Genomic DNA, 20,874 nt, shown 5'->3' on the forward strand with positions numbered 1-20,874 from the left:
GCCCGTGCCGCCGCGCGAATGGGTCGAGCGGGCCGCGCGGGCACGGCAGCACGGCGCGAGCGGTGCCGCCGGCGCGCGCCGCCCCCCGCGCGACGCTCAGAATCGGGGCAGGTCGGGGTGCGGAAGCAGCCCGCCGCGCACGTGCTGGCGGCCGTATTCGGCGCAGCGCGCGCGGGTCGGGATGCCCTTGTCGGGGTTCAGCAGCCCCGCGGGATCGAATGCGCGCTTGACCGCGAAGAACGCGTCGCGCTCCTGCGGCGAGAACTGTACGCACATCGAATTGAGCTTCTCGATGCCGACGCCGTGCTCGCCCGTCACGCTGCCGCCGAATTCCACGCAGCATTCGAGGATTTCCGCGCCGAACTCTTCCGCGCGGCGCAGCTCGTCCGGATCGTTCGCGTTGTACAGGATCAGCGGATGCATGTTGCCGTCGCCTGCATGGAACACGTTGATGCAGCGCAGCCCGTAGCGCGTCTCGAGCTGCTCGATGCGTGCGAGCAGCGGGCCGATCGCGCGGCGCGGCACGGTGCCGTCCATGCAGTAATAGTCGGCGGAAATACGGCCGGCGGCCGGGAACGCGTTCTTGCGGCCCGACCAGTAGCGCAGCCGCTCCTGTTCGTTGCGCGACACCTGGATGCGCGTTGCGCCGTGCTCGCGCAGCACGGCCGTCATCCGCACGATCTCTTCCGCGACTTCTTCCGGCGTGCCGTCCGATTCGCACAGCAGGATCGCTTTTGCGTCGAGGTCGTAGCCCGCGTGCGTGAACGCCTCGACGGCCTGCGTGGCCGGCTTGTCCATCATCTCGAGCCCGGCCGGGATGATGCCCGACGCGATGATCGCCGCGACGGCCTCGCCGCCCTTGACCACGTCGTCGAAGCTCGCCATCACGAGTTGCGCGGTCTGCGGCTTCGGGATCAGCCGCACCGTGACTTCGGTGACGATCGCGAACATCCCTTCGCTGCCGATCATCACGGCGAGCAGGTCGAGGCCCGGCATGTCGAGCGCGAGCGAGCCGAACTCGACGATCTCGCCGTCGATCGTCACCGCGCGCACGCGCATCACGTTGTGCACGGTCAGCCCGTATTTCAGGCAATGGACGCCGCCGGAATTTTCCGCGACGTTGCCGCCGATCGTGCAGGCGATCTGCGACGACGGATCGGGTGCGTAATACAGGCCGTACGGCGCGGCGGCTTCCGAGATCGCGAGGTTGCGCACGCCGGGCTGCACGATCGCGGTGCGCGCGTACGGGTCGACTTCGACGATGCGCGTGAAGCGCGCGAGCGACAGCACGACGCCGAGCGCGATCGGCAGCGCGCCGCCGGACAGGCTCGTGCCAGCGCCGCGCGGCACGATCGGCACTTCCATGCGGCGGCAGATCTGCACGATCCGCTGCACCTGCGATTCCGTTTCGGGCAGCGCGACCGCGAGCGGCAGGCGGCGGTAGGCGGACAGGCCGTCGCATTCGTACGGCGCCGTGTCTTCGTCGCGGTACAGCAGGCAGTGCGTCGGCAGCACGGCCATCAGGGCCTGCACGACCTCGCGCTGGCGCTGCGCGCGTGCTGCGCTCGACAGTTCGACGGGAGCGTTCATGGAGTCTCCTGCAGCAGCGGGCGCGATGTCGCGCCGCCGTCTCAGCACGTGAAAATCTTGCCGGGATTCATCAGGTTGCGCGGATCGAGCGCGAGCTTGATCGCGCGCATCGTGTCGATCGCGTTGTCGCCGTGCTCCTTCGGCAGGAACCGCATCTTGTGCAGCCCGACGCCGTGCTCGCCCGTGCAGGTGCCGCCGAGGCGCAGCGCGCGCTCGACGATCCGGTCGTTGATGTGCTCGGCTTCGGCGAGTTCCTCGGGTTTGTCGGGATCGATCAGGATCGCGACGTGGAAATTGCCGTCGCCGACGTGGCCGACGATCGGGCAGGGCAGCGACGACGCGCGCAGGTCGACTTCGGTTTCCTCGACGCACGCGGCGAGCTGCGAGATCGGCACGCAGACGTCGGTTGTCACCGCGCGGCAGCCCGGCTTCAATTGCAGCATCGCGAAATATGCGTTGTGACGCGCGGCCCAGAGCCGGCTGCGGTCCTCCGGGCGGGTCGCCCATTCGAAGCCCTGGCCGTTGTTCTGGCCGGCGAGCGCCTGCACGAGTTCGGCTTGTTCCTTCACGCCGGCCTCGGTGCCGTGGAATTCGAAGAACAGCGTCGGCGCTTCGGTGAGCGTCAGGTTCGAGTGGCGGTTGATCGAGCGCACGGCGAGCGAATCGACGAATTCGACGCGCGCGATCGGCACGCCGATCTGGATCGTCTCGATCACGGTGCGCACCGCGTCGCCCATCGTCGGGAACGTGCAGATCGCGGCCGACACGGCTTCGGGCAGCGGGTGCAGCCGCAGCGTGATCTCGGTGATCACGCCGAGCGTGCCTTCGGAACCGACGAACAGGCGCGTGAGGTCATAGCCGGCCGACGACTTGCGCGCGCGCGAGCCCGTTTTCACGACGCGGCCGTCGGCGAGCACGGCGGTCAGGCCGAGCACGTTCTCGCGCATCGTGCCGTAGCGCACGGCGTTGGTGCCCGATGCGCGGGTCGCGGTCATCCCGCCGATGCTGGCGTCGGCGCCCGGGTCGATCGGGAAGAACAGGCCGGTGTCGCGCAGCGCTTCGTTGAGCGCCTTGCGCGTGATGCCCGGTTCGACCGTCACGGTCAGGTCTTCGGCGTTGATCGACAGCACGCGGTTCATTTCGGACAGGTCGAGCGATATGCCGCCGCGCACCGCGAGCAGGTGGCCTTCGAGCGACGAGCCGGCGCCGTACGGAATCAGCGGCACGCTGTAGAGCGAGCACAGCGACACGGCTTCGCGCACGTCGTCCGCGCTGTGCGCGAACACGACGGCATCGGGCAGTTGCGGATCGAACGGCGATTCGTCGCGGCCGTGGTGCTCGCGGATCGCGTCGGCGGTCGACACGCGCTCGCCGAAGGCGGCGCGCAGCGCATCGAGCATGGCGGGGGGAAGCGGGCGGCGCGTGGCGGCAGGCGGGGCGGGGTGATTCACGAATGTCTCCTGACTGCTTGTCGAACTTTCGGTCCATTCTACGCCGTAACGCCCGCTGCGAGCCCCGCCGCGGGCTGCGATAATCGTGTTTCAACCCAACCGGGCCGCGTTGCGGCCGCGCACGAGAGGACATTCGCATGGGCAACCGCTTGAGCAAGATCGCGACGCGCACGGGCGACGACGGCACCACCGGCCTCGGCGACGGACGGCGCATCGGCAAGGACGACGTGCGGATCGCGGCGATCGGCGACGTCGACGAACTGAACTCGAATCTCGGCGTGCTGCTCGCCGAGACGCTGCCGGACGACGTGCGCACCGCGCTCGTCACGATCCAGCACGACCTGTTCGATCTCGGCGGCGAGCTGTGCATCCCCGGCCATGCGGTGCTCGACGACACGCATCTCGCGCGCCTCGACCGGTGGCTCGCCGACTACAACGCGACGCTGCAGCCGCTGAAGGAATTCATCCTGCCGGCCGGCTCGCGCGCGGCATCGCTCGCGCACGTGTGCCGGACGGTGTGCCGCCGCGCGGAGCGCTCGATCGTCGCGCTCGGCCGCGACGAAACGCTCAACGATGCGCCGCGGCGATACGTGAACCGGCTGTCCGACCTGCTGTTCGTGCTGGCGCGCGTGCTGAACCGTGCCGACGGCGGGACGGACGTGCTGTGGGAGCGCGGGCGCGTCCGCTAGCGCGCCGTGGCGCTTTTGCGCACTGCGACAATTTGTCCGGGTGAAGTCGATTTTTAAACATGTATCGTATGAGCATGTTTAACGGAGAACGAACATGACCCAGATCACCGCTGACCAGATGGCTCGCGTGAAGGCCACTGCCCCTGTCCTCGCCGTGCACGGCGCGACGATCACGAAGCATTTCTACCAGCGCATGTTCGCGCGCCATCCGGAACTGAAAAACCTGTTCAACCAGACGCACCAGAAGACCGGCAGCCAGCCGGAAACGCTCGCGAAGGCGGTTTATGCGTATGCGGCGAATATCGACAATCTCGGCGCGCTCGGCGGTGCGGTGTCGCACATCGCGCACAAGCACGCGAGCCTGAACATCCGTCCCGAGCATTACCCGATCGTCGGCGAGAACCTGCTCGCGTCGATCGTCGAAGTGCTCGGCGACGCGGTCGATGCCGACACGCTCGAAGCCTGGCGCGTCGCGTACGGCCAGCTCGCGCAGATCCTGATCGGCGCCGAGGCCGACCTGTACGCGGGCGCCGCATGGAGCGGCTTCCGTCCGTTCAAGGTGGCGAGCAAGGTGCGCGAGAGCGACGAGATCACGTCGTTCTACCTGAGCCCGGCCGACGGCGGCGCGGCGCCGACCTTCGAGCCGGGACAGTACGTCACGGTGAAGCGCTTCGTCGGCGATCTCGGCGTCGACCAGCCGCGCCAGTACAGCCTGTCCGACGCGCCGCACGGCAAGTGGCTGCGTATCTCGGTGAAGCGCGAGTCGGGCCGGCCCGAGGCGATCCCGGCCGGCAAGGTGTCGACGCTGATGCACGACGGCGTGGAGCAGGGCGCGATCGTCGAAGTGACCGCGCCGATGGGCGAATTCTCGCTGAAGCGCGGTGTCGATACGCCGGTCGTGCTGATCTCGGGCGGCGTCGGCCTGACGCCGATGGTGTCGATGGCGTCGACGCTGGTTGCAGAAGGCAGCAAGCGCGAGGTGCGCTTCATCCATGCATGCCGTTCAGGCGCGGTGCACGCGTTCCGCGACTGGCTGAACGATGCGGTGCGCGAGCATGCGAACGTCAAGCGCACGGTGCTGTACGAACTGGTCGGCCCGGACGATCGCGCAGGGATCGACCATGACCTCGAAGGGCGGCTCACGCCGGAACGCGTGAAGGGATTCGCGCTGGTGCCGGACGCCGACTACTACATCTGCGGCCCGATCGCGTTCATGAAGGCGCAACGCGATGCGCTGGTCGCGCTCGGCGTCGCGCCGGAGCGCATCAATACCGAAATCTTCGGCTCGGGCGCGCTCGAGTGATGCGCTGAAGGATGATCTGCGGCAAACGAAAAAGCCCGGCGCAAGCCAGGCTTTTTTATCGCTTGTGATGCCGCGCGAATGACGTCAGGCGCGCAACATCAGGGTCGCGTGGTAGCGCCACACCTTCGGATCGGCGCTGACGAGCGGCATGCCTTCGTGGAGTGCCTGCGCGACCATCACGCGATCGAACGGGTCGGCGTGGTCCGGGAAATCGGGCAGCGCGGCGACTGCTTCGACGTGATCGCTGCTGATCGGCAACTCCGCGAAGCCGGCGAGCCGGAACGCCGAGCGTGCGTCGCGCGGATGAACAGGAAGGTTGCCCTTGCGGTACTTGATCGCGATTTCCCAGATGGATGCGGCGCTGACGTACAACGTGTTATCGGGAGCTTCGATCAGCGCGACCGCAGTCGGCGACAATTGGGGAGCGCCTTCGGCAGCCCAGAGCGCGATATGCGTATCGAGCAACAGCTTCACGGTGCGAGCCCTCGTTCCGCGCTGGCGTCGAAGTCGCTGGCGATCGATTCGTCGCCGGCGTTGAATGCCTCCACCGTGGTCGGGATGTTCAGTCCGGCCAGCAACTGGCGGGCTGCCCCGATCCGCTTAGGCGCCACGTAGGGGACGATTCGCGCGACCGGATGGCCGTTGCGAGCGATAACGACTTCGGATTCGCGCCCCAGCTCGAGCGCTTCGACAAGGCTCGAGAGCCGTGACTTGGCATCGTGCATGTTGACGGTCGGCATGGTCGGCTCCTGATTAGCTAGACAATGTTAGCTAGTCTAGCAGAGCCGAACGCCGACTGCAGGCTGGCCAGATGGCCAGCCTGCCGGCAGGCGGGGGCCGTGCCGATTCAGCCTGCTCGTGCTTGTCAGTTGCCGCTGCCGCGCGCCACGCGCCGCGCCTTGACCGATTCCGCGAGCCCTTCGAGCACTTTCACGCTGTCGTCCCACGCAATGCACGCATCGGTGATGCTCTGGCCGTAGGTCAGCGGGCAGCCTTCCTTCAGGTCCTGACGGCCTTCGACGAGATGCGACTCGATCATCACGCCGACGATCCGCTCGTCGCCCGCCGCGATCTGGCGGCCGATGTCCGCGCACACCGGGATCTGGTTCTCGTGCTTCTTCGAGCTGTTCGCGTGGCTCGCGTCGATCATCAGGCGCGCGGCGAGGCCGGCCTTGCCGATGTCCGCGCAGGCGGCGTTCACGCTGTCCGCGTCGTAGTTCGGCGTCTTGCCGCCGCGCAGGATCACGTGGCAGTCCTCGTTGCCGGCCGTCGACACGATCGCCGAGTGGCCGCCCTTCGTCACCGACAGGAAATGGTGCGGCTGCGACGCGGCCTTGATCGCGTCGACCGCGATCTTCACGTTGCCGTCGGTGCCGTTCTTGAAACCGACCGGGCACGACAGCCCCGATGCGAGCTCGCGGTGCACCTGCGACTCGGTCGTGCGCGCGCCGATCGCGCCCCACGAGATCAGGTCGGCGATGTACTGCGGGCTGATCATGTCGAGGTATTCGGTCGCGGCCGGCAGCCCCATCTCGTTGATCTGCAGCAGCAGCTCGCGCGCGGTGCGCAGCCCTTCGTTGATCTTGAAGCTGTTGTCGAGGTGCGGATCGTTGATGAGCCCCTTCCAGCCGACCGTCGTGCGGGGCTTCTCGAAGTACACGCGCATCACGATTTCCAGTTCGCCCTTGAAGCGCTCGCGCTCCTTCACGAGCCGGCCCGCGTATTCGATCGCCGCCTTCGTATCGTGGATCGAGCACGGCCCGATCACGACGATCAGCCGGTCGTCCATCCCGTGCAGGATGCGGTGCATCGACTGGCGCGAGTTGTAGATCAGCTCGGACGCGGCTTCGGAGCACGCGAATTCGCGGATCAGGTGGGCGGGCGGCGTCAGTTCCTTGAGTTCGCGAATGCGGACGTCGTCGGTATTGTGCGGGGGCATGCTGTTTCTCCTAATTTTGCGGGCGCCGTTCGGTCAGTGTGCGTGCGGCAGATTCATCAATTCAAGCGATTCAGTGGTTTCGGTCGGGGCCGCGAGACCGCTGCGGCGGCGACCGGGTGGCGAAGGGCGAAAAAAAACCGCCGGGTTCGCCGGCGGTTTTTTCGGGAATTTCGGTTGCGCTTTACGCGCCATCAACCCTCTCGATCCGCCAGCGGTCTGAGATGCCAAAAAAAGTAAAAATAAAACTTGGCGGACATGACGGAGATTCGGTTCGTCAAAAAAGTTGATTCGGAATTTATACCCCGTCGCCGGGCGGCTGGCAACCGGGAGGCGTCGAAAATGCGGACAATCCGCGCGTTCTCTTCAAAATACGCGGATTGTCTGCGCCGCGATGCGGTTATGCCGTACCGCCGACGGTCATCTTGTCGATCCGCAGGGTCGGCTGGCCGACGCCGACCGGCACGCTCTGGCCTTCCTTGCCGCACACGCCGACGCCCGTGTCGAGCGACATGTCGTTGCCGATCATGCTCACGTACTTCAGCGATTCGGGGCCGCTGCCGATCAGCGTCGCGCCCTTCACCGGGTAGGTGATCTTGCCGTTCTCGATCATGTACGCCTCGGACGCCGAGAACACGAACTTGCCGTTCGTGATGTCGACCTGGCCGCCGCCGAAGTTCACCGCGTACAGGCCGCTCTTCACCGACGCGATGATTTCCTGCGGATCCTTGTCGCCGTTCAGCATGTACGTGTTCGTCATGCGCGGCATCGGCAGCGCTGCGTACGACTCGCGCCGCGCATTGCCCGTGACCGGCATCTTCATCAGGCGCGCATTCAGCGTGTCCTGGATGTAGCCCTTCAGGATGCCGTCCTCGATCAGCGTCGTGCACTGCGTCGGGTTGCCTTCGTCGTCGATGTTCAGCGAGCCACGGCGGTTCGGCAGCGTGCCGTCGTCGACGACGGTCACGCCCTTCGCGGCGACCTGCTCGCCGATCCGGCCCGCGAATGCCGACGAGCCCTTGCGGTTGAAGTCGCCCTCGAGGCCGTGGCCGATCGCCTCGTGCAGCAGCACGCCCGGCCAGCCCGGCCCGAGCACGACCGTCATCGCGCCGGCCGGCGCGGGGCGGGCGTCGAGGTTCACGAGTGCCGCGTGCACGGCGTCGTCGACGTAACGCGACAGCACTTCATCGGTGAAGTAGCCGTAGTCGAAGCGGCCGCCGCCGCCGCCGGAGCCGATCTCGCGGCGGCCGTTCTGTTCGGCGATCACCGTGACCGACACGCGCACGAGCGGGCGGATGTCGGCCGCGAGTGCGCCGTCGCTGCGTGCGACGAGCACGACGTCGTATTCGCCGGCGAGGCCCGCCATCACCTGCGTGACGCGCGGGTCGCGCCCGCGCGCCATCTGCTCGATGCGCTCGAGCAGCTTGACCTTGGCCGTCGCGTCGAGCGACGCGAGCGGGTCGGACGGCAGGTACAGGTCGCGGCCCGAAATGCCCTTCAGCGACGTCGCCGCCTTGATCTTCTGCCGGCCGCCGCCGGCCGCCGCGATCGCCTTGGTGGCCGCGGCCGCCTGCGCGATCGCTTCCGGCGACAGGTCGTCGGAATACGCGAACGCGGTGCGGTCGCCCGCGACCGCGCGCACGCCGACGCCCTGGTCGATGCTGAAGCTGCCCGACTTGACGATGCCTTCCTCGAGGCTCCACGCTTCGCTGCGGGTCGCCTGGAAGTACAGGTCCGCGTAGTCGACGCGATGCGTGAAGATGTCGGCGATCGTGCGCGTGAGCAGGCTTTCGTCGAGGCCGTACGGCGTGAGCAGGATGTCCTTCGCCAGCGCGAGGTTGCGGATGCCGGGTTCGATGATGTTCATGCGGATATCGGGGTTTCTCAAAAAGTTGTCGGGTGCTTCTGGGCAGATGGGTGGGCCGCGCGGCGTTTCAAGCGGTGCGGCGGATTCAGGTCAGCACGCGGTGCCGCCACGCGGGCAGGCTCTGGCGCACGTCGGCGATGCGCTGTGGATCGATCGCGCCGAGCACGACGCTTGCGCCCACGTCGCGGACCGCGACGACTTCGCCCCACGGGTCGATCAGCATGCTGTGGCCCCAGGTGCGCCGGCCGTTCTCGTGCTTGCCGCCCTGAGCGGCCGCGAGCACGTAGCACTGGTTCTCGACGGCCCGCGCGCGCAGCAGCGTTTCCCAGTGCGCGCGGCCCGTCGTATACGTAAACGCCGACGGTACGACGATCATCGCGCAGTCGCCCATCCTGCGATACAGCTCCGGAAAGCGCAGATCGTAACAGACCGACAGGCCGACCCGCCCGAACGGCGCGTCGAACGCGACGACCGTATCGCCCGCGCGGATCGTGCGCGCCTCGTCGAACGACTCGTCGCCTTTCTCGAAGTTGAACAGGTGGATCTTGTCGTAGCGCGCGGCCTCGTTGCCGGACGGATCGAACACGAGCGTCGTGTTCAGCACGCGATCGGGCTCCGGCGCCTTAAGCGGCAGCGTGCCGCCGATCACCCAGATGCCGTGGCGGCGCGCGGCGTCCGCGAGGAAGCGCTGGATCGGGCCGTCCTGGTAGGGTTCGGCGAGCGCGAGCTTGTCGGTGTCGCGGTGGCCCATGAAGCAGAAATACTCGGGCAGCAGCACGAGCTGCGCGCCTTCGCCGGCCGCTTCCGCGATCAGGCGGCGGGCTTCGGCGAGATTGCGCGTGACGTCCGGCGTGCTCACCATCTGCAGCGCGGCGACCCGAAAGGGCGTGGCGGAACGGGTGTGGTCGGTCATCGCGGGATCGGTTGCGTCATAAATGGGGTGCGGCCCGACAGCGCGCGGAACTCAGTGGTTCGTTGCATCGGCCGGACCGTGATTCATCTTACCCTGATCGCCCCGCACCCGCTCGATGTGCGGGTGCGCCCACGAGCCCGTGATCGCGTAGTCGAGCGCGAACGCGCGCGACAGCGTCTCCGACAGCGCGTAGTTCGCGGCCAGCACGCCGACGCCGAGCAGCGGATTGACGATCGCGGCTGCGATCGCCGCCGTGCCGGCGCCGATCTTCGGTGCGACGTGCGCGTGCAGGTCCTGCGTTTCGGCGCCGAGGTCGACCGCGCCGCGCACCGTCACGTTCGCGGGCCCCGTCGTCATCGAGAAGTCGTCGGTGCGCGCGATCCCGTTAGAGATCCGCCCGGTGCCCGTGATCTTGTCGAACGGCAGCCCCTTGCCGACCACGTCGCGGAAATTCAGCGTCAGGAAGCGCGCGAGGCTCTGCAGGCTCAGCACGCCGAGCAGCTTCGCCGCACCCGGATCGACCTTCAGGATCTGCCCGTGCTCGAGGTCGAGCGCGACCTGGCCGCCGAGCGACGGGAAGTCGACCGCGGTCGGGCCGCCGCGCCAGCCGACCTTGCCCGTTACCGTGCCGTGTCCGTCCGCGAGCGTGCGCGGCAGGCCGACGCGGTCGAGCAGCGCGCCCGCGTTGTCGATGTCGAGCTTGAAGTCGAACACGGTGCGGCGCGGCGCATCGTTTTCGTCGGCGCCGCCGGCGAGCGCGCGGCGCGACGTGCGCCAGTTGCCGGTCGCCGTCAGCTTCGCGGCCGGATTCGACAGTTCCAGCTTGTCGAGCTGCCACACGGGCGTGCCGTCTTCGTCGATGTTGCGCGCGTTGACGACGAGGCGGCCGATGTCGTGGGCGCGCGCGACGACCTGGTCGACGATCAGGTCGATCGACGGTATCGGGCGGTCGGTCGGCGTCGGCAGGTTCATCGCGCGGCCGACGAGGTCGTGCTGCGCGCTGTCCGGAATCACGAGTTTCGCGAGCCGTGCGTTCAGTACGCCCGCGCCGTTGTGGCCGCCGCCCGGCGCCCACGACAGGTAGCCCGATACCTGGTTCGACGCGATGTTCGCCTGCCATAGCTCGTCGACGTGCGATGCACCGACGATCACGTTTTCCCAGTTGCGCTTGAGCAGCTTCAGCGTGCCGAAGTGGAACGCGAAGCGCTTCGGCGCGAAGCTCGCGAGATCGACGCGCGGCGCGGCCTGCGGCTCCGGCGCGCGCGGCGTGTCGGGCTTCAGCGTGCGGGCGAGCGCGAGCCACGCGTCGGCATCGAGTTCGTCGACGTCGACGGCCGCGCTCACGCCGTCCTGCGGCATGTCGGGCATCCGGTGGATGCCCATCGCGCCGCGCACCGCGCGCAGCGGCTGGCCGCGCGTCGCGTCGAGCAGGTAGGTCGCGGACACGGGGCCGAGCGTCAGGTCGGCGTGTTCGAGGCGCCTGCCGTCCGCCTGCGGCGCCGGCTGCAGCGTGAAGCTGAACGGCATCGGCGTGCCGGCCGCTTTCGCGAACGGCGCCGGGAAGTCCAGCGCGACGCCGGTCAGGTCGGAGCGCGCGGCGACGTCGGGCAGGCGGCCCGGCACGCCGCGCACGGCGACCTTGTACGGCGCGTCGCCGATCACATGTTCGAGCAGCGCCGCGGCCGCGCCGTGCAGGTTCAGCCCGCGCGCGGCGTCGAGCGCGAGCCGGCCGTCGACGTCCACCGCGTACGGGCCGTGCGACCGGAAGTTGCCGTTCGCATGTACCGGACCGCCGAGGAATCGGCCCGACAGGTCGTGCAGCGACGCGCCGGCATCGGTGAAGCGGACCTGGCCGCGCAGCGCGGACAGCGGCGGCACGCCGTCGGCCGACAGCGTGTTTCCGCCGAACGCGAGCGCGCCTTCGATGGCCGTGTGCTTGTGTGCGATGCGCTGCGGAATCGTCAGCTTGAGCGACAGCGCCGCGGGGCCCTGCGCGTCGAGCCGCTGCGCCACATGGCCGCTCATCGCGCCGAGCGAGCTGTTGTCCGCGTAGTCGAGCAGGTCGGCGAGCGGGCCGTTCGCATGGCCTTCGATCACGAGCGGCGAATCGGCCGGGCGGCCGAGATCGTCGATGCGGCCCGCGACCTTCGTCAGCGCGACGCGCTTGTAGTGCGCGCGGTCGATGTCGAAGCGCAGCTTGTTCTGCGCGAGCTCGAACACGCCGTCGATCCCGTCGAGCGCCGGCCAGACGCTCGGCGTGCCGTTCGCGAGCTTGCGCGGCGGGTACGGCGTCGGTTCGAAGCGGCCGCCGGTGAACGGCGCGACGATGTGGAACACGCCGGCGTCCGGCTCGTGTTCGAACGGGAATTTCTCGAGCGGGCCGCGGGCGACGATCGATGCGCCCTTGGTCACCTTGCCGTCCTGCAGCGCATGGCCGAGATAGTCGCGCAGGTGCTCGGACATCCCGGTCGGCAGGTAGCGCGGAATGCGCGCCACCGACGCGCGGGCGAAATCGGCGCGCAGGTCGAGCGAGCCGCGGCCGTGGCCGGGGTTCGTGTACGAGCCCGACACCGCGATTTCCGCATCGGGGTTCGAGACGAGCAGGTCGGGCAGCGTCACGTCGACGCGCGCGTGCTTGTCGCCGGGCGCGGGCGTGATCACCCATTTGGCGTTGCCGCGCAGCCGGTCGAACGTCAGGCGCGGCTCGTCGAACTCGCCGGGCACCGTGACGGCCGCGTTGACCGTGTCGAAGTGCGCGGCGCCGCCCGTCTCGTTCGCATCGACGCGGCCCCACAGGTTCTCGACGCCCGGCCAGCCGGCACGCGGGTGGCCGCGCGGCGACAGGCCCGGCGGCGGCTCCTGCGCGGCGAAGCTGATGCCTTGCAGGTCGCCGAGGAAGCGGTAGCGGACGATCGGCGCGGCGCCGGTGCGCCGCTCCTCGTCGGCGAGCTCGGCCCGCGCGGGTTTCGCGCGCTCGACCTCGATGTGATAGTTCGACACCATCCCGCGCGGGTCGATCTTGATCAGTTCGTTGCGCAGGTGCGCCGGCAGCGGCAGCCCGCGGATGAACTCGCTGAGGATGCCGAGATCGACGCGGTCGCCGACGACGCTGATCAGTTGCCCCTGGCTGGCCGTCGGCACGCGGTAGCGGGCCGTCAGCGTCGACAGCGCGAGCGAGCGGGCGAGCGGCGTGCCGTCCGGCAGCGGCGGCTGGCCGAGTTCCGCGTTGAAGCGCGTCAGGTGCAGCGTGTAGTCGTGACCGGCATCGAGCACCATGTCCCAGCCGAAGCCGACCGTCGGCACGTCGAGCCGCGGCTGCGTCGGACGCACGCGCAGCGCGACGTCGGCACCCTGCAGGTCGCCGCCCGCCGAGCGCAGGTGGCCGTCGCTGAAGGTCGCCCAGATCGCGTTGTCGATCCGGCCCGCGTGGATCATGAGCGGTATGTCGAGGTAGCGGGCGAGCGTCTGCAGGTCGACGGGGCCTGTCGACAAGTAAGCGTCGCCGGTCCAGTTCGACGGCTTGCCGACCGGCGCGAGTGCCTTGTGCGTGAAGCGCGCGCGGAAATCGAGCGGGCCGAGCAGCAGCGTGCCGTTCGCGGGCGCCTGCAGCGCGGCCTTGTGTACGCGACCGTCGTTGAGCACCGCGATCCGGATGCCCGACAGCACGAGCTCCGGCGCGTCGTGCTGCGCGTCGCGCCAGCGCAGCGTGCCGCCGCGCAGCACGATTGCTTCCTGCCTCAGCAGCCACGTGCCGAACGTGTCGCTGCCGCCGTGGGTGGTCGCCACGCCGACGCCCGCGACGCTCAGCGAGCCGTCGGCCGCGCGCGCGACGACGAGGTCGGGCTGGTCGACGATCAGGCTCGACAGCGCGGGCGACAGCCGCAGCAGCGACATCCACGACAGCGCGGCCGTCGCGTGCGGCACCGACAGCGCGACCTTGCCGTCGCGGCCGCGGATCGTCAGGTTCGTGAGTTCGACGCCCGGCTGCATGCCGGACCAGTTCGGGGAAAGCTTGCCGATCGAAAGCTGCGTGTGGAGCTTGTCGGACACGACGCGCTCGATGCGCGGGCGGAATTCGTCGATGCGGGGCAGCAGCACGTAGCGCAGCCCCAGGAACGCGCCGGCCGCAACGAAGTAAGTGCCGATCCCGACTGCCAGCGTCACCTTGAACACGCGACGCAGGACCGGATGATCGTGCTTCGGAGGTCCCGCTTCGGGCGCAGCTACGGCGGATTCCTGACGGTCGGACATGCGGCGGACGGGCGGCGATATGGTAGTTTTGCAGATTGACGTTGAAATGTATCACATGGGTTCGTGCCGGCGGCCGTTGCGGCCGCACGGCACGGGCTTTCCGGCGCGCGGTTTCGCGGCGGACGCACGCGCGTCCCGCGATGCCGCGCCGAGTCCAAGGGGCCGGCCGGCAGCGGGGCGCGCACGCGTTTGCCCGCGCCGGCCGGCCTTACCGCCAGGCCCGCTTCTCGATGACCGACGCTTCCGCCCTGATCAGCACGTCCTATTCCCGTTATATCGCGCGCGCGGCCGCCGCGCGGCCCGCGCTGGCCGAGCAGGTCGCCGCGTGGGCCGCCGCGCCGCTCGCCCGCGCGCAGCTCGATGCGCGCCTCACCGAACTGCTCGCGATGCCGGACGGCGCGGCCGCGCCGTCCGAGGAGCAACTGAAGCGCGCGCTGCGGCAACTGCGCGCGGAGGCGTTCGGCGCGGTCGCGGAGCGCGACCTGCGCGGGCTGGCGGACGTCGCCGAGGTGACGTCCGCGATGACCGATCTCGCCGAGGTGGCCGTGCAGCGCTCGCTGGCGCTGCTGTCGGCCGAACTCGAGGCGCAGTACGGCGAGCCGCGCGGCGCCGACGGCCAGCGCGTCGCGCTCGGCGTGGTCGGGATGGGCAAGCTCGGCGGCCGCGAGCTGAATGTGTCGTCGGACATCGACCTGATCTTCGTGTACGAGGACGACGGCGAGACGACTGGCGGCGCGCGCGCGCCGCTGTCCACGCAGGAATACTTCACGCGGCTCGGCCGGCGCCTGATCGGCGTGCTGTCCGAGGTCACCGCCGACGGCTACGTGTTTCGCGTCGACATGCGGCTGCGCCCGAACGGCGATTCGGGGCCGCTCGTGTGCAGCATCGGGATGCTCGAGGAATATTTCTACGTGCAGGGGCGCGAGTGGGAGCGCTATGCGTGGATCAAGGGGCGGCTCGTGTCGGAAGGGGGCAGCGATGCGGCGCGGCGGCTGGAGTCGCAGCTCGAGTCGATCGTCAAGCCGTTCGTGTACCGCCGCTATCTCGATTTCGGCGTGATCGGCGCGATCCGTTCGCTGCACCAGCAGATTCGGCAGGAAGCCGCGCGCCGTGCGTCGATGCGCCCCGACAAGGCCGACGACATCAAGCTCGGCCGCGGCGGGATTCGCGAGATCGAGTTCAGCGCGCAGGTGTTCCAGCTGATCCGCGGCGGCCAGGATGCGGAATTCCGCGTGCGGCCGACGCTCGCGGTGCTGCGCCATGCGCAGGCGCGCGGGCTGATCGGCGAGGACGTGTGCGCACGCCTGACCGACGCTTACCAATTCCTGCGTACGCTCGAGCACCGGCTGCAGTACCGCAACGACGCGCAGACGCACGCGATGCCGGTCGAGCCCGACGAGCGCGCGGCATTGGCCGCGTCGCTCGGCTTTGCCGACTATGCGGCGCTGATGACGGTGCTGGACGAACACCGGAACTTCGTCGAGGCTCAGTTCGACCAGATCTTCGCCGACAAGGTGAACGGCGCGCCCTGCGGCGCAGGCGAAGAGACGGCCGCCGCGTGGATCTGGAGCGGCGCGCTCGCCGACGACGGCGAGGACGACGCGCTCGCGGCCCGCCTCGACGGCCTCGGCTTCGCCGATCCGGCGGCGGTGCTCGCGCGGCTGCGCGCGGTCTGGCAATCGTCGCGCTACACGGGCCTGCCGGAAAAGAGCCGGCACCGCTTCGACCGCGTCGCCCAACGCGCGCTGGAGGCGGCGCCGCGGATCGACGCCGCGCGCCGTGACGACACGATCGTGCGCCTGTTCGACCTGCTCGAGACGGTCAGCCGGCGCGGCGTCTATCTCGCGTTGCTGACCGAATATCCGGCCGCGCTCGACCGCGTGCTGTCGGTGCTCGGCGCGACGCGCTGGGGCGGCGGTTACCTGATCCGCCACCCGCAACTGCTCGACGAACTGCTCGACGACGAGGCGATCGCGAGCCCGTTCGACTGGCCCTCGTTCAAGGACGCGCTGCGCGCGCGCCTCGCGGCGGCCGACGGCCCCGAGCAACAGATGGACCTGCTGCGGCACGCGCAGCATGCGGAGGTGTTCCGGATCCTGCTGATCGATCTTGCCGGGCAGCTGTCGGTCGAGCATGTGAGCGACCGGCTGTCCGAGCTGGCCGACGCGGTGCTCGACGTGACGATCGAAGTCGTCTGGTCGCAGCTCGCGAAGCGCCATCGCGACGTGCCGAAATTCGCGGTGATCGCGTACGGCAAGCTGGGCGGCAAGGAGCTCGGCTACGCATCGGATCTCGACCTGATCTTCCTGTACGACGACCCCGACGAGCGCTCGGCGGACGTCTACACGACCTTCACGCGGCGGCTCATCACGTGGCTCACGACGGCGACCGGCGCGGGTGCGCTGTTCGACATCGACCTGCGGCTGCGGCCGAACGGCGAGGCCGGGCTGCTCGTCACTGATCTCGACGCGTTCCGCCGCTACCAGCTGCGCGAGGGCGACGCCGCGAATACCGCGTGGGTATGGGAGCACCAGGCGCTGACGCGCGCTCGCTACAGCGCGGGCGACGCGCAGATCGGCGCGGACTTCGAGGCGATCCGCCAGCAGGTGCTGACGACGCCGCGCGACGGCGGCGTGCTCGCGAAGGAGATCGTCGACATGCGCGGCAAGGTGTTTGCCGGCCACCCGAACCAGACCGAGTTGTTCGACCTGAAGCACGATCGCGGCGGGATGGTCGACATCGAGTTCATCGTCCAGTACTGGGTGCTGCTGCACGCGTCGAGCGACGCCGAGCTGATCCGCAACACGGGCAACATCGCGCTGCTGCGCGAGGTCGCGCGCTTCGGGCTGATGGGCGAGGACGAGGCCGAACGCGTCGGCGCGGCCTACCGCAAGTACCGGAAGCTGCAGCACAAGCTGCGACTCGACGGGATGGAGAAGGCGCGCGTCGATCCGGCCGTGGTGGCCGACGAGCGGGCGGCCGTGACGGCGCTGTGGACGCGGGTGTTCGGGGCGGTCGAAACGGGCGTTTGAACGAAGGCGGGGCGGGTTGCGGGCGCTTCGTCCGCAGGCGTTTTGCCGTGAAAGCCGAACGGTGCGAGCCCGTTCGGCGTGGACGGGACAGCGGGACAGCCCGACGGCCGCGTCAGGCCGCCAGCATTTCCTTCGCGTGCTTGCGCGTCGTCGCCGTGATCTCGAGCCCGCCGAGCATCCGCGCGACTTCCTCGATCCGGTTGGCGCGGTCGAGCGCGACGACCGTCGATACCGTGCCGCCGCGGTTGTCGGCGCCCTTCGCGACCTGGAAGTGGTGGTCGCCGCGCGCGGCAACCTGCGGCAGGTGCGTCACGCACAGCACCTGGCGGTCGCGCCCGAGCTGGTGCAGCAGGCGGCCGACCACTTCGGCGACGCCGCCGCCGATCCCCGTATCGACTTCGTCGAAGATCAGCGTCGGCGTCGGGCTCGCCGCGCTCGCGATCACGGCGAGCGCGAGGCTGATCCGCGCGAGCTCGCCGCCCGACGCGACCTTCGCGAGCGGCCGCAGCGGCACGCCGGCGTGCCCGGCGACCCGGAACTCGACCTGCTCGAGCCCGTGCGGGCCGCCGTCGGCGAGCGGCACGAGCGCGACTTCGAAACTTCCGCCCGCCATCGACAGTTCCTGCATGCCGGCCGTGACGGCCGTGCCCAGTGCCTTGGCGGCCTGCGCGCGCGCCTTCGACAGGTGTTTCGCGTCGGCGAGATAGGCTTCCCGCGCCTTGGCCTGCACCGCCTCGAGCGCGCCGAGATCGGCGGCCGCGTCGAGCGCGGCGAGCTGCGCGCGGCGAGCCGCATGTTCTTCGTGCAGCGTGTCGGGCGGCAGCCGGAACTTGCGGGCGGTCGAGTGCAGCGCATCGAGACGCGTTTCGACCTGCGCAAGCCGCTCGGGATCGAGATCGACGCGCTGCGCATAGTGCGACAGCGAATAGACGGCTTCCTGCAGCTGGATTTCGGCCGGTTCGAGCGACGCGAGCGCGTCGCCGAGCGCGGTGTCGTAGTCGGCGAGGCTGCGCAGCTTCGACACGATCGCGCCGAGCTGCGCGAGCATCGCGTCGTCGGACTCGGACAGCGCGTTGAGCGCGCCGCGCACGCCTTCGATCAGGTTCGCCGAATGCGACAGGCGCTTGTGCTCGTTGCTGACTTCGTCCCATTCGCCGGCTTGCGGCGCGAGCTTGTCGAGCTCCGCGAGCTGCCACGCGAGCTTTTCGCGTTCGAGCTGCAGCTCGCGCTCGTGCGCCTTCGCGGCGTCGATCGCCTGCGTCGCGTCGCGCCAGACGCGCCACGCGCGCGCGACGTTCGCGGCATCGGCGACGAGCCCCGCGTGCGTGTCGAACAGCTCGCGCTGCGCATCGGGCCGCATCAGCAGCTGGTGCGCGTGCTGGCCGTGGATGTCGACGAGCATCTCGCCGAGTTCGCGCAGTTGCGCGAGCGTCGCGCTGGTGCCGTTGATGAACGCGCGCGACCGGCCGTTCGCGTCGATCACGCGGCGCAGCATCACGGTGTCCTCGGCATCGAACGCGTGTTCGTCGAGCCAGCGCGCGACACGATCGTGCGGCGTGAATTCGGCCGTGATGTCGGCGCGGCCGCAGCCGGTGCGCACGACGCTCGCGTCGGCACGTTCGCCGAGCGCGAGGGCGAGGGCGTCGATCAGGATCGATTTCCCGGCGCCGGTTTCGCCGGAAAAGACGGAAAAGCCGCTGTCGAATTCGAGATCGAGCGCGGCCACGATGACGAAGTCGCGGATCGAGAGGTGGCGGAGCATGGTGTCGGGCGGTGGGGCGTCAGGACGCCGTGTCGTCGTCTTCGTTCGACGCGTGTTCGTTCCAGTGCAGCTTCTTGCGCAGCGTCGCGTAGTAGCTGTAGCCGATCGGGTGCAGGAACGGCACCGTGTGCTTCGAGCGGCGCACCTCGATCGTGTCGTTCAGTTCGAGCGAGGTGAACGACTGCATGTCGAAGTTCACGTTGACGTCGCGCCCGCCGACGATCTGGATCGCGATCTTCGAATCGTCGGGCAGCACGATCGGCCGGTTCGACAGCGCGTGCGGCGCGATCGGCACGAGCACGATGCCCTGAAGCTGCGGATGGAGGATCGGGCCGGCCGACGACAGCGCGTACGCGGTCGAGCCCGTCGGCGTGGCGACGATCAGGCCGTCCGAACGCTGGTTGTACATGTACCGGCCGTCGACCGACGCGCGCAGCTCGACCATCCCGGAGAAGCCGCTGCGGTTCACGACGACGTCGTTGAACGCGAGCGCGTGGTAGATCGGTTCGCCGTCGCGCACGATCCTGGCCTCGAGCAGCGAGCGCTCCTCGCGTTCGAACTTGCCCGCCAGCATCACGGGGACGAGCGCGTGCATGTCGGCCGCCGCGATGTCCGTGATGAAGCCGAGCCGCCCGTGGTTGATGCCGATCAGCGGTGTCCGGTACGGCGCGAGCTGGCGGCCGATGCCGAGCATCGTGCCGTCGCCGCCCAGCACGACCGCCACGTCCGCACGCGCCCCGATTTCGGCCGGGGTGAGCGCCGGATAGCCGGCGATGCCGAACTCGCGCGCGGTATCGCCTTCGAAGACGACCTCGAAGCCCAGCTTCGCCAGGCTGGCAGCCAGGGTGGCGAGCGGCTCGGCGATGCCGGGCGTGTTGCTCCGGCCGACGAGCGCGACGGTGTTGAACTGATTACCGGTTTTCATGCCGGCATTACACCATAGCTCGTTGACGAAAAGAACCGGATGTGCGCGGACGGGGCCGGATCGGGCCGGCCCGCGCAACGGTGGCCGACGCCACTCGCCGCGGTCGCGTGGTTGCGCTAAAATTTTCCACCATGCTAGATCCTCGCGCACGAACCCTCCTGAAAACCCTGATCGAACGGTATATCGCCGACGGTCAGCCAGTCGGATCGCGCACGTTGTCCCGTTATTCCGGGCTCGAGCTGAGCCCGGCGACGATCCGCAACGTGATGTCCGACCTGGAGGAGCTCGGCCTCGTGTCGAGCCCGCACACGTCGGCCGGCCGCGTGCCGACGCCGCGCGGCTACCGGCTGTTCGTCGACACGATGCTGACGGTCGAGGCGCCGATCGATGCCGAGGCCGTCGCGCGGCAGGTGCAGAACACGCTGCAGGCCGGCGAGCCGCAGCAGCGGGTGGTGGCTGCCGCCGCGAGCGTGCTGTCGAACCTGTCGCAGTTCGCGGGCGTCGTGCTGACGCCGCGCCGTAGCCACGTGTTCAAGCAGATCGAGTTCATGCGCCTGTCGGACAAGCGCATCCTGCTGATCATCGTCACGCCCGAGGGCGACGTGCAGAACCGGATGCTCGCGACGCCGCGCGACTATTCGCCGTCGCAGCTGACCGAGGCGTCCAACTACATCAACGCGCATTTCGCCGGCCTGTCGTTCGACGAGGTGCGCCGCCGCCTGCGCGACGAGATCGACCAGTTGCGCGGCGACATGACCACGCTGATGCACGCGGCCGTGACGGCCAGCACCGAGGTGCCCGACACCGAGGACACCGTGCTGATTTCCGGCGAGCGCAACCTGCTCGAGGTGGCGGATCTTTCCTCCGACATGGCGCGGCTGCGCAAGCTGTTCGACGTGTTCGACCAAAAGACGGGCCTCCTGCAACTGCTCGACGTGTCGAGCCACGCCCAGGGCGTGCAGATCTTCATCGGCGGCGAATCGACGCTCGTGCCGATCGAGGAAATGAGCGTCGTCACCGCGCCTTACGAGGTGAACGGGCAGATCGTCGGCACGCTCGGCGTGATCGGCCCGACCCGCATGGCGTACAACCGCGTGATACCGATCGTCGACATCACCGCGCGCCTGCTGTCGCTCACGCTGAGTCAGCAGTAGC

The 20,874-nt window shown here is 69.1% G+C and carries 15 protein-coding genes; 5 read left to right on the top strand and 10 right to left on the bottom strand.

Features of this window, described 5'->3' with window-relative positions:
* Window positions 1–96: 96 nt before the first annotated feature.
* Both FPJ27_RS22530 and FPJ27_RS22535 read right to left on the bottom strand, forming a co-directional pair.
* Window positions 97–1,590 (bottom strand): FAD-linked oxidase C-terminal domain-containing protein, encoded by a 1,494-nt coding sequence (locus FPJ27_RS22530; RefSeq protein WP_175962461.1) that lies wholly within the window; start codon window positions 1,588–1,590, stop codon window positions 97–99.
* Between the two features lie 41 nt (window positions 1,591–1,631).
* Entirely contained in the window at window positions 1,632–3,041 is a 1,410-nt protein-coding gene (locus FPJ27_RS22535; protein WP_204425842.1) for an FAD-linked oxidase C-terminal domain-containing protein, read from the bottom strand.
* A 137-nt stretch (window positions 3,042–3,178) separates the two neighbouring features.
* Between FPJ27_RS22535 and FPJ27_RS22540 the strand changes: the two genes are divergently transcribed.
* A complete protein-coding gene (locus tag FPJ27_RS22540) occupies window positions 3,179–3,730 on the top strand; it encodes a cob(I)yrinic acid a,c-diamide adenosyltransferase (RefSeq protein WP_034182784.1) in 552 nt (183 codons plus the stop codon).
* Between the two features lie 94 nt (window positions 3,731–3,824).
* Window positions 3,825–5,033 carry an NO-inducible flavohemoprotein gene (hmpA, locus tag FPJ27_RS22545; RefSeq protein ID WP_204425844.1) on the top strand — a complete coding sequence of 403 codons (1,209 nt, stop codon included), beginning with the start codon at window positions 3,825–3,827 and terminating at the stop codon, window positions 5,031–5,033.
* An 84-nt stretch (window positions 5,034–5,117) separates the two neighbouring features.
* Here hmpA and FPJ27_RS22550 read toward each other — a convergent pair whose 3' ends face one another.
* The 3 genes from FPJ27_RS22550 to aroG all read right to left on the bottom strand — a co-directional run bounded on the left by FPJ27_RS22550 (window position 5,118) and on the right by aroG (window position 6,972).
* The gene (locus tag FPJ27_RS22550) at window positions 5,118–5,507 is read right to left on the bottom strand and encodes a type II toxin-antitoxin system VapC family toxin (RefSeq protein ID WP_072436276.1); all 390 of its coding nucleotides are present in this window, start codon (window positions 5,505–5,507) and stop codon (window positions 5,118–5,120) included.
* Window positions 5,504–5,773 carry a type II toxin-antitoxin system Phd/YefM family antitoxin gene (locus tag FPJ27_RS22555; RefSeq protein ID WP_072436275.1) on the bottom strand — a complete coding sequence of 90 codons (270 nt, stop codon included), beginning with the start codon at window positions 5,771–5,773 and terminating at the stop codon, window positions 5,504–5,506. The genes FPJ27_RS22550 and FPJ27_RS22555 overlap by 4 nt, the downstream gene beginning before the upstream one ends.
* 125 nt (window positions 5,774–5,898) lie before the next feature.
* Entirely contained in the window at window positions 5,899–6,972 is a 1,074-nt protein-coding gene (gene aroG, locus FPJ27_RS22560; protein WP_034182785.1) for a 3-deoxy-7-phosphoheptulonate synthase AroG, read from the bottom strand.
* A 116-nt stretch (window positions 6,973–7,088) separates the two neighbouring features.
* On the opposite strand from aroG, the gene FPJ27_RS22565 reads away from it, so the two are divergent.
* On the top strand, window positions 7,089–7,259 hold the full coding sequence (locus tag FPJ27_RS22565) for a hypothetical protein (protein ID WP_177318332.1): 171 nt from the start codon (window positions 7,089–7,091) through the stop codon (window positions 7,257–7,259).
* Window positions 7,260–7,369: 110 nt separating this feature from the next.
* On the opposite strand, the gene tldD is transcribed toward FPJ27_RS22565, so the two are convergent.
* The 3 genes from tldD to FPJ27_RS22580 all read right to left on the bottom strand — a co-directional run bounded on the left by tldD (window position 7,370) and on the right by FPJ27_RS22580 (window position 14,000).
* Window positions 7,370–8,836, bottom strand: coding sequence for a metalloprotease TldD (gene tldD, locus FPJ27_RS22570; RefSeq protein WP_204425847.1), 1,467 nt, complete (start codon window positions 8,834–8,836; stop codon window positions 7,370–7,372).
* 85 nt (window positions 8,837–8,921) lie between these two features.
* Window positions 8,922–9,749, bottom strand: a complete 828-nt coding sequence (locus tag FPJ27_RS22575) for a carbon-nitrogen hydrolase family protein (protein ID WP_034182786.1) — start codon at window positions 9,747–9,749, stop codon at window positions 8,922–8,924.
* Between the two features lie 51 nt (window positions 9,750–9,800).
* On the bottom strand, window positions 9,801–14,000 hold the full coding sequence (locus FPJ27_RS22580) for an AsmA-like C-terminal region-containing protein (RefSeq protein ID WP_204425849.1): 4,200 nt from the start codon (window positions 13,998–14,000) through the stop codon (window positions 9,801–9,803).
* A 230-nt stretch (window positions 14,001–14,230) separates the two neighbouring features.
* On the opposite strand from FPJ27_RS22580, the gene glnE reads away from it, so the two are divergent.
* Complete coding sequence (gene glnE, locus FPJ27_RS22585; RefSeq protein ID WP_204425851.1) at window positions 14,231–17,032, top strand: bifunctional [glutamate--ammonia ligase]-adenylyl-L-tyrosine phosphorylase/[glutamate--ammonia-ligase] adenylyltransferase; 2,802 nt, start codon at window positions 14,231–14,233, stop codon at window positions 17,030–17,032.
* 112 nt (window positions 17,033–17,144) lie between these two features.
* Here glnE and recN read toward each other — a convergent pair whose 3' ends face one another.
* Together recN and FPJ27_RS22595 are read right to left on the bottom strand one after the other, a co-directional pair.
* Window positions 17,145–18,794 carry a DNA repair protein RecN gene (recN, locus tag FPJ27_RS22590; protein ID WP_072436272.1) on the bottom strand — a complete coding sequence of 550 codons (1,650 nt, stop codon included), beginning with the start codon at window positions 18,792–18,794 and terminating at the stop codon, window positions 17,145–17,147.
* A 19-nt stretch (window positions 18,795–18,813) separates the two neighbouring features.
* On the bottom strand, window positions 18,814–19,719 hold the full coding sequence (locus FPJ27_RS22595) for an NAD kinase (protein WP_072436271.1): 906 nt from the start codon (window positions 19,717–19,719) through the stop codon (window positions 18,814–18,816).
* A gap of 131 nt (window positions 19,720–19,850) precedes the next feature.
* On the opposite strand from FPJ27_RS22595, the gene hrcA reads away from it, so the two are divergent.
* The gene (hrcA, locus tag FPJ27_RS22600) at window positions 19,851–20,873 is read left to right on the top strand and encodes a heat-inducible transcriptional repressor HrcA (RefSeq protein WP_011544637.1); all 1,023 of its coding nucleotides are present in this window, start codon (window positions 19,851–19,853) and stop codon (window positions 20,871–20,873) included.
* Window position 20,874: the final 1 nt, after the last annotated feature.

The sequence above is a fragment of the Burkholderia sp. MS455 genome (assembly GCF_016899445.1).
Taxonomy (GTDB): Bacteria; Pseudomonadota; Gammaproteobacteria; order Burkholderiales; family Burkholderiaceae; genus Burkholderia; species Burkholderia pyrrocinia_C.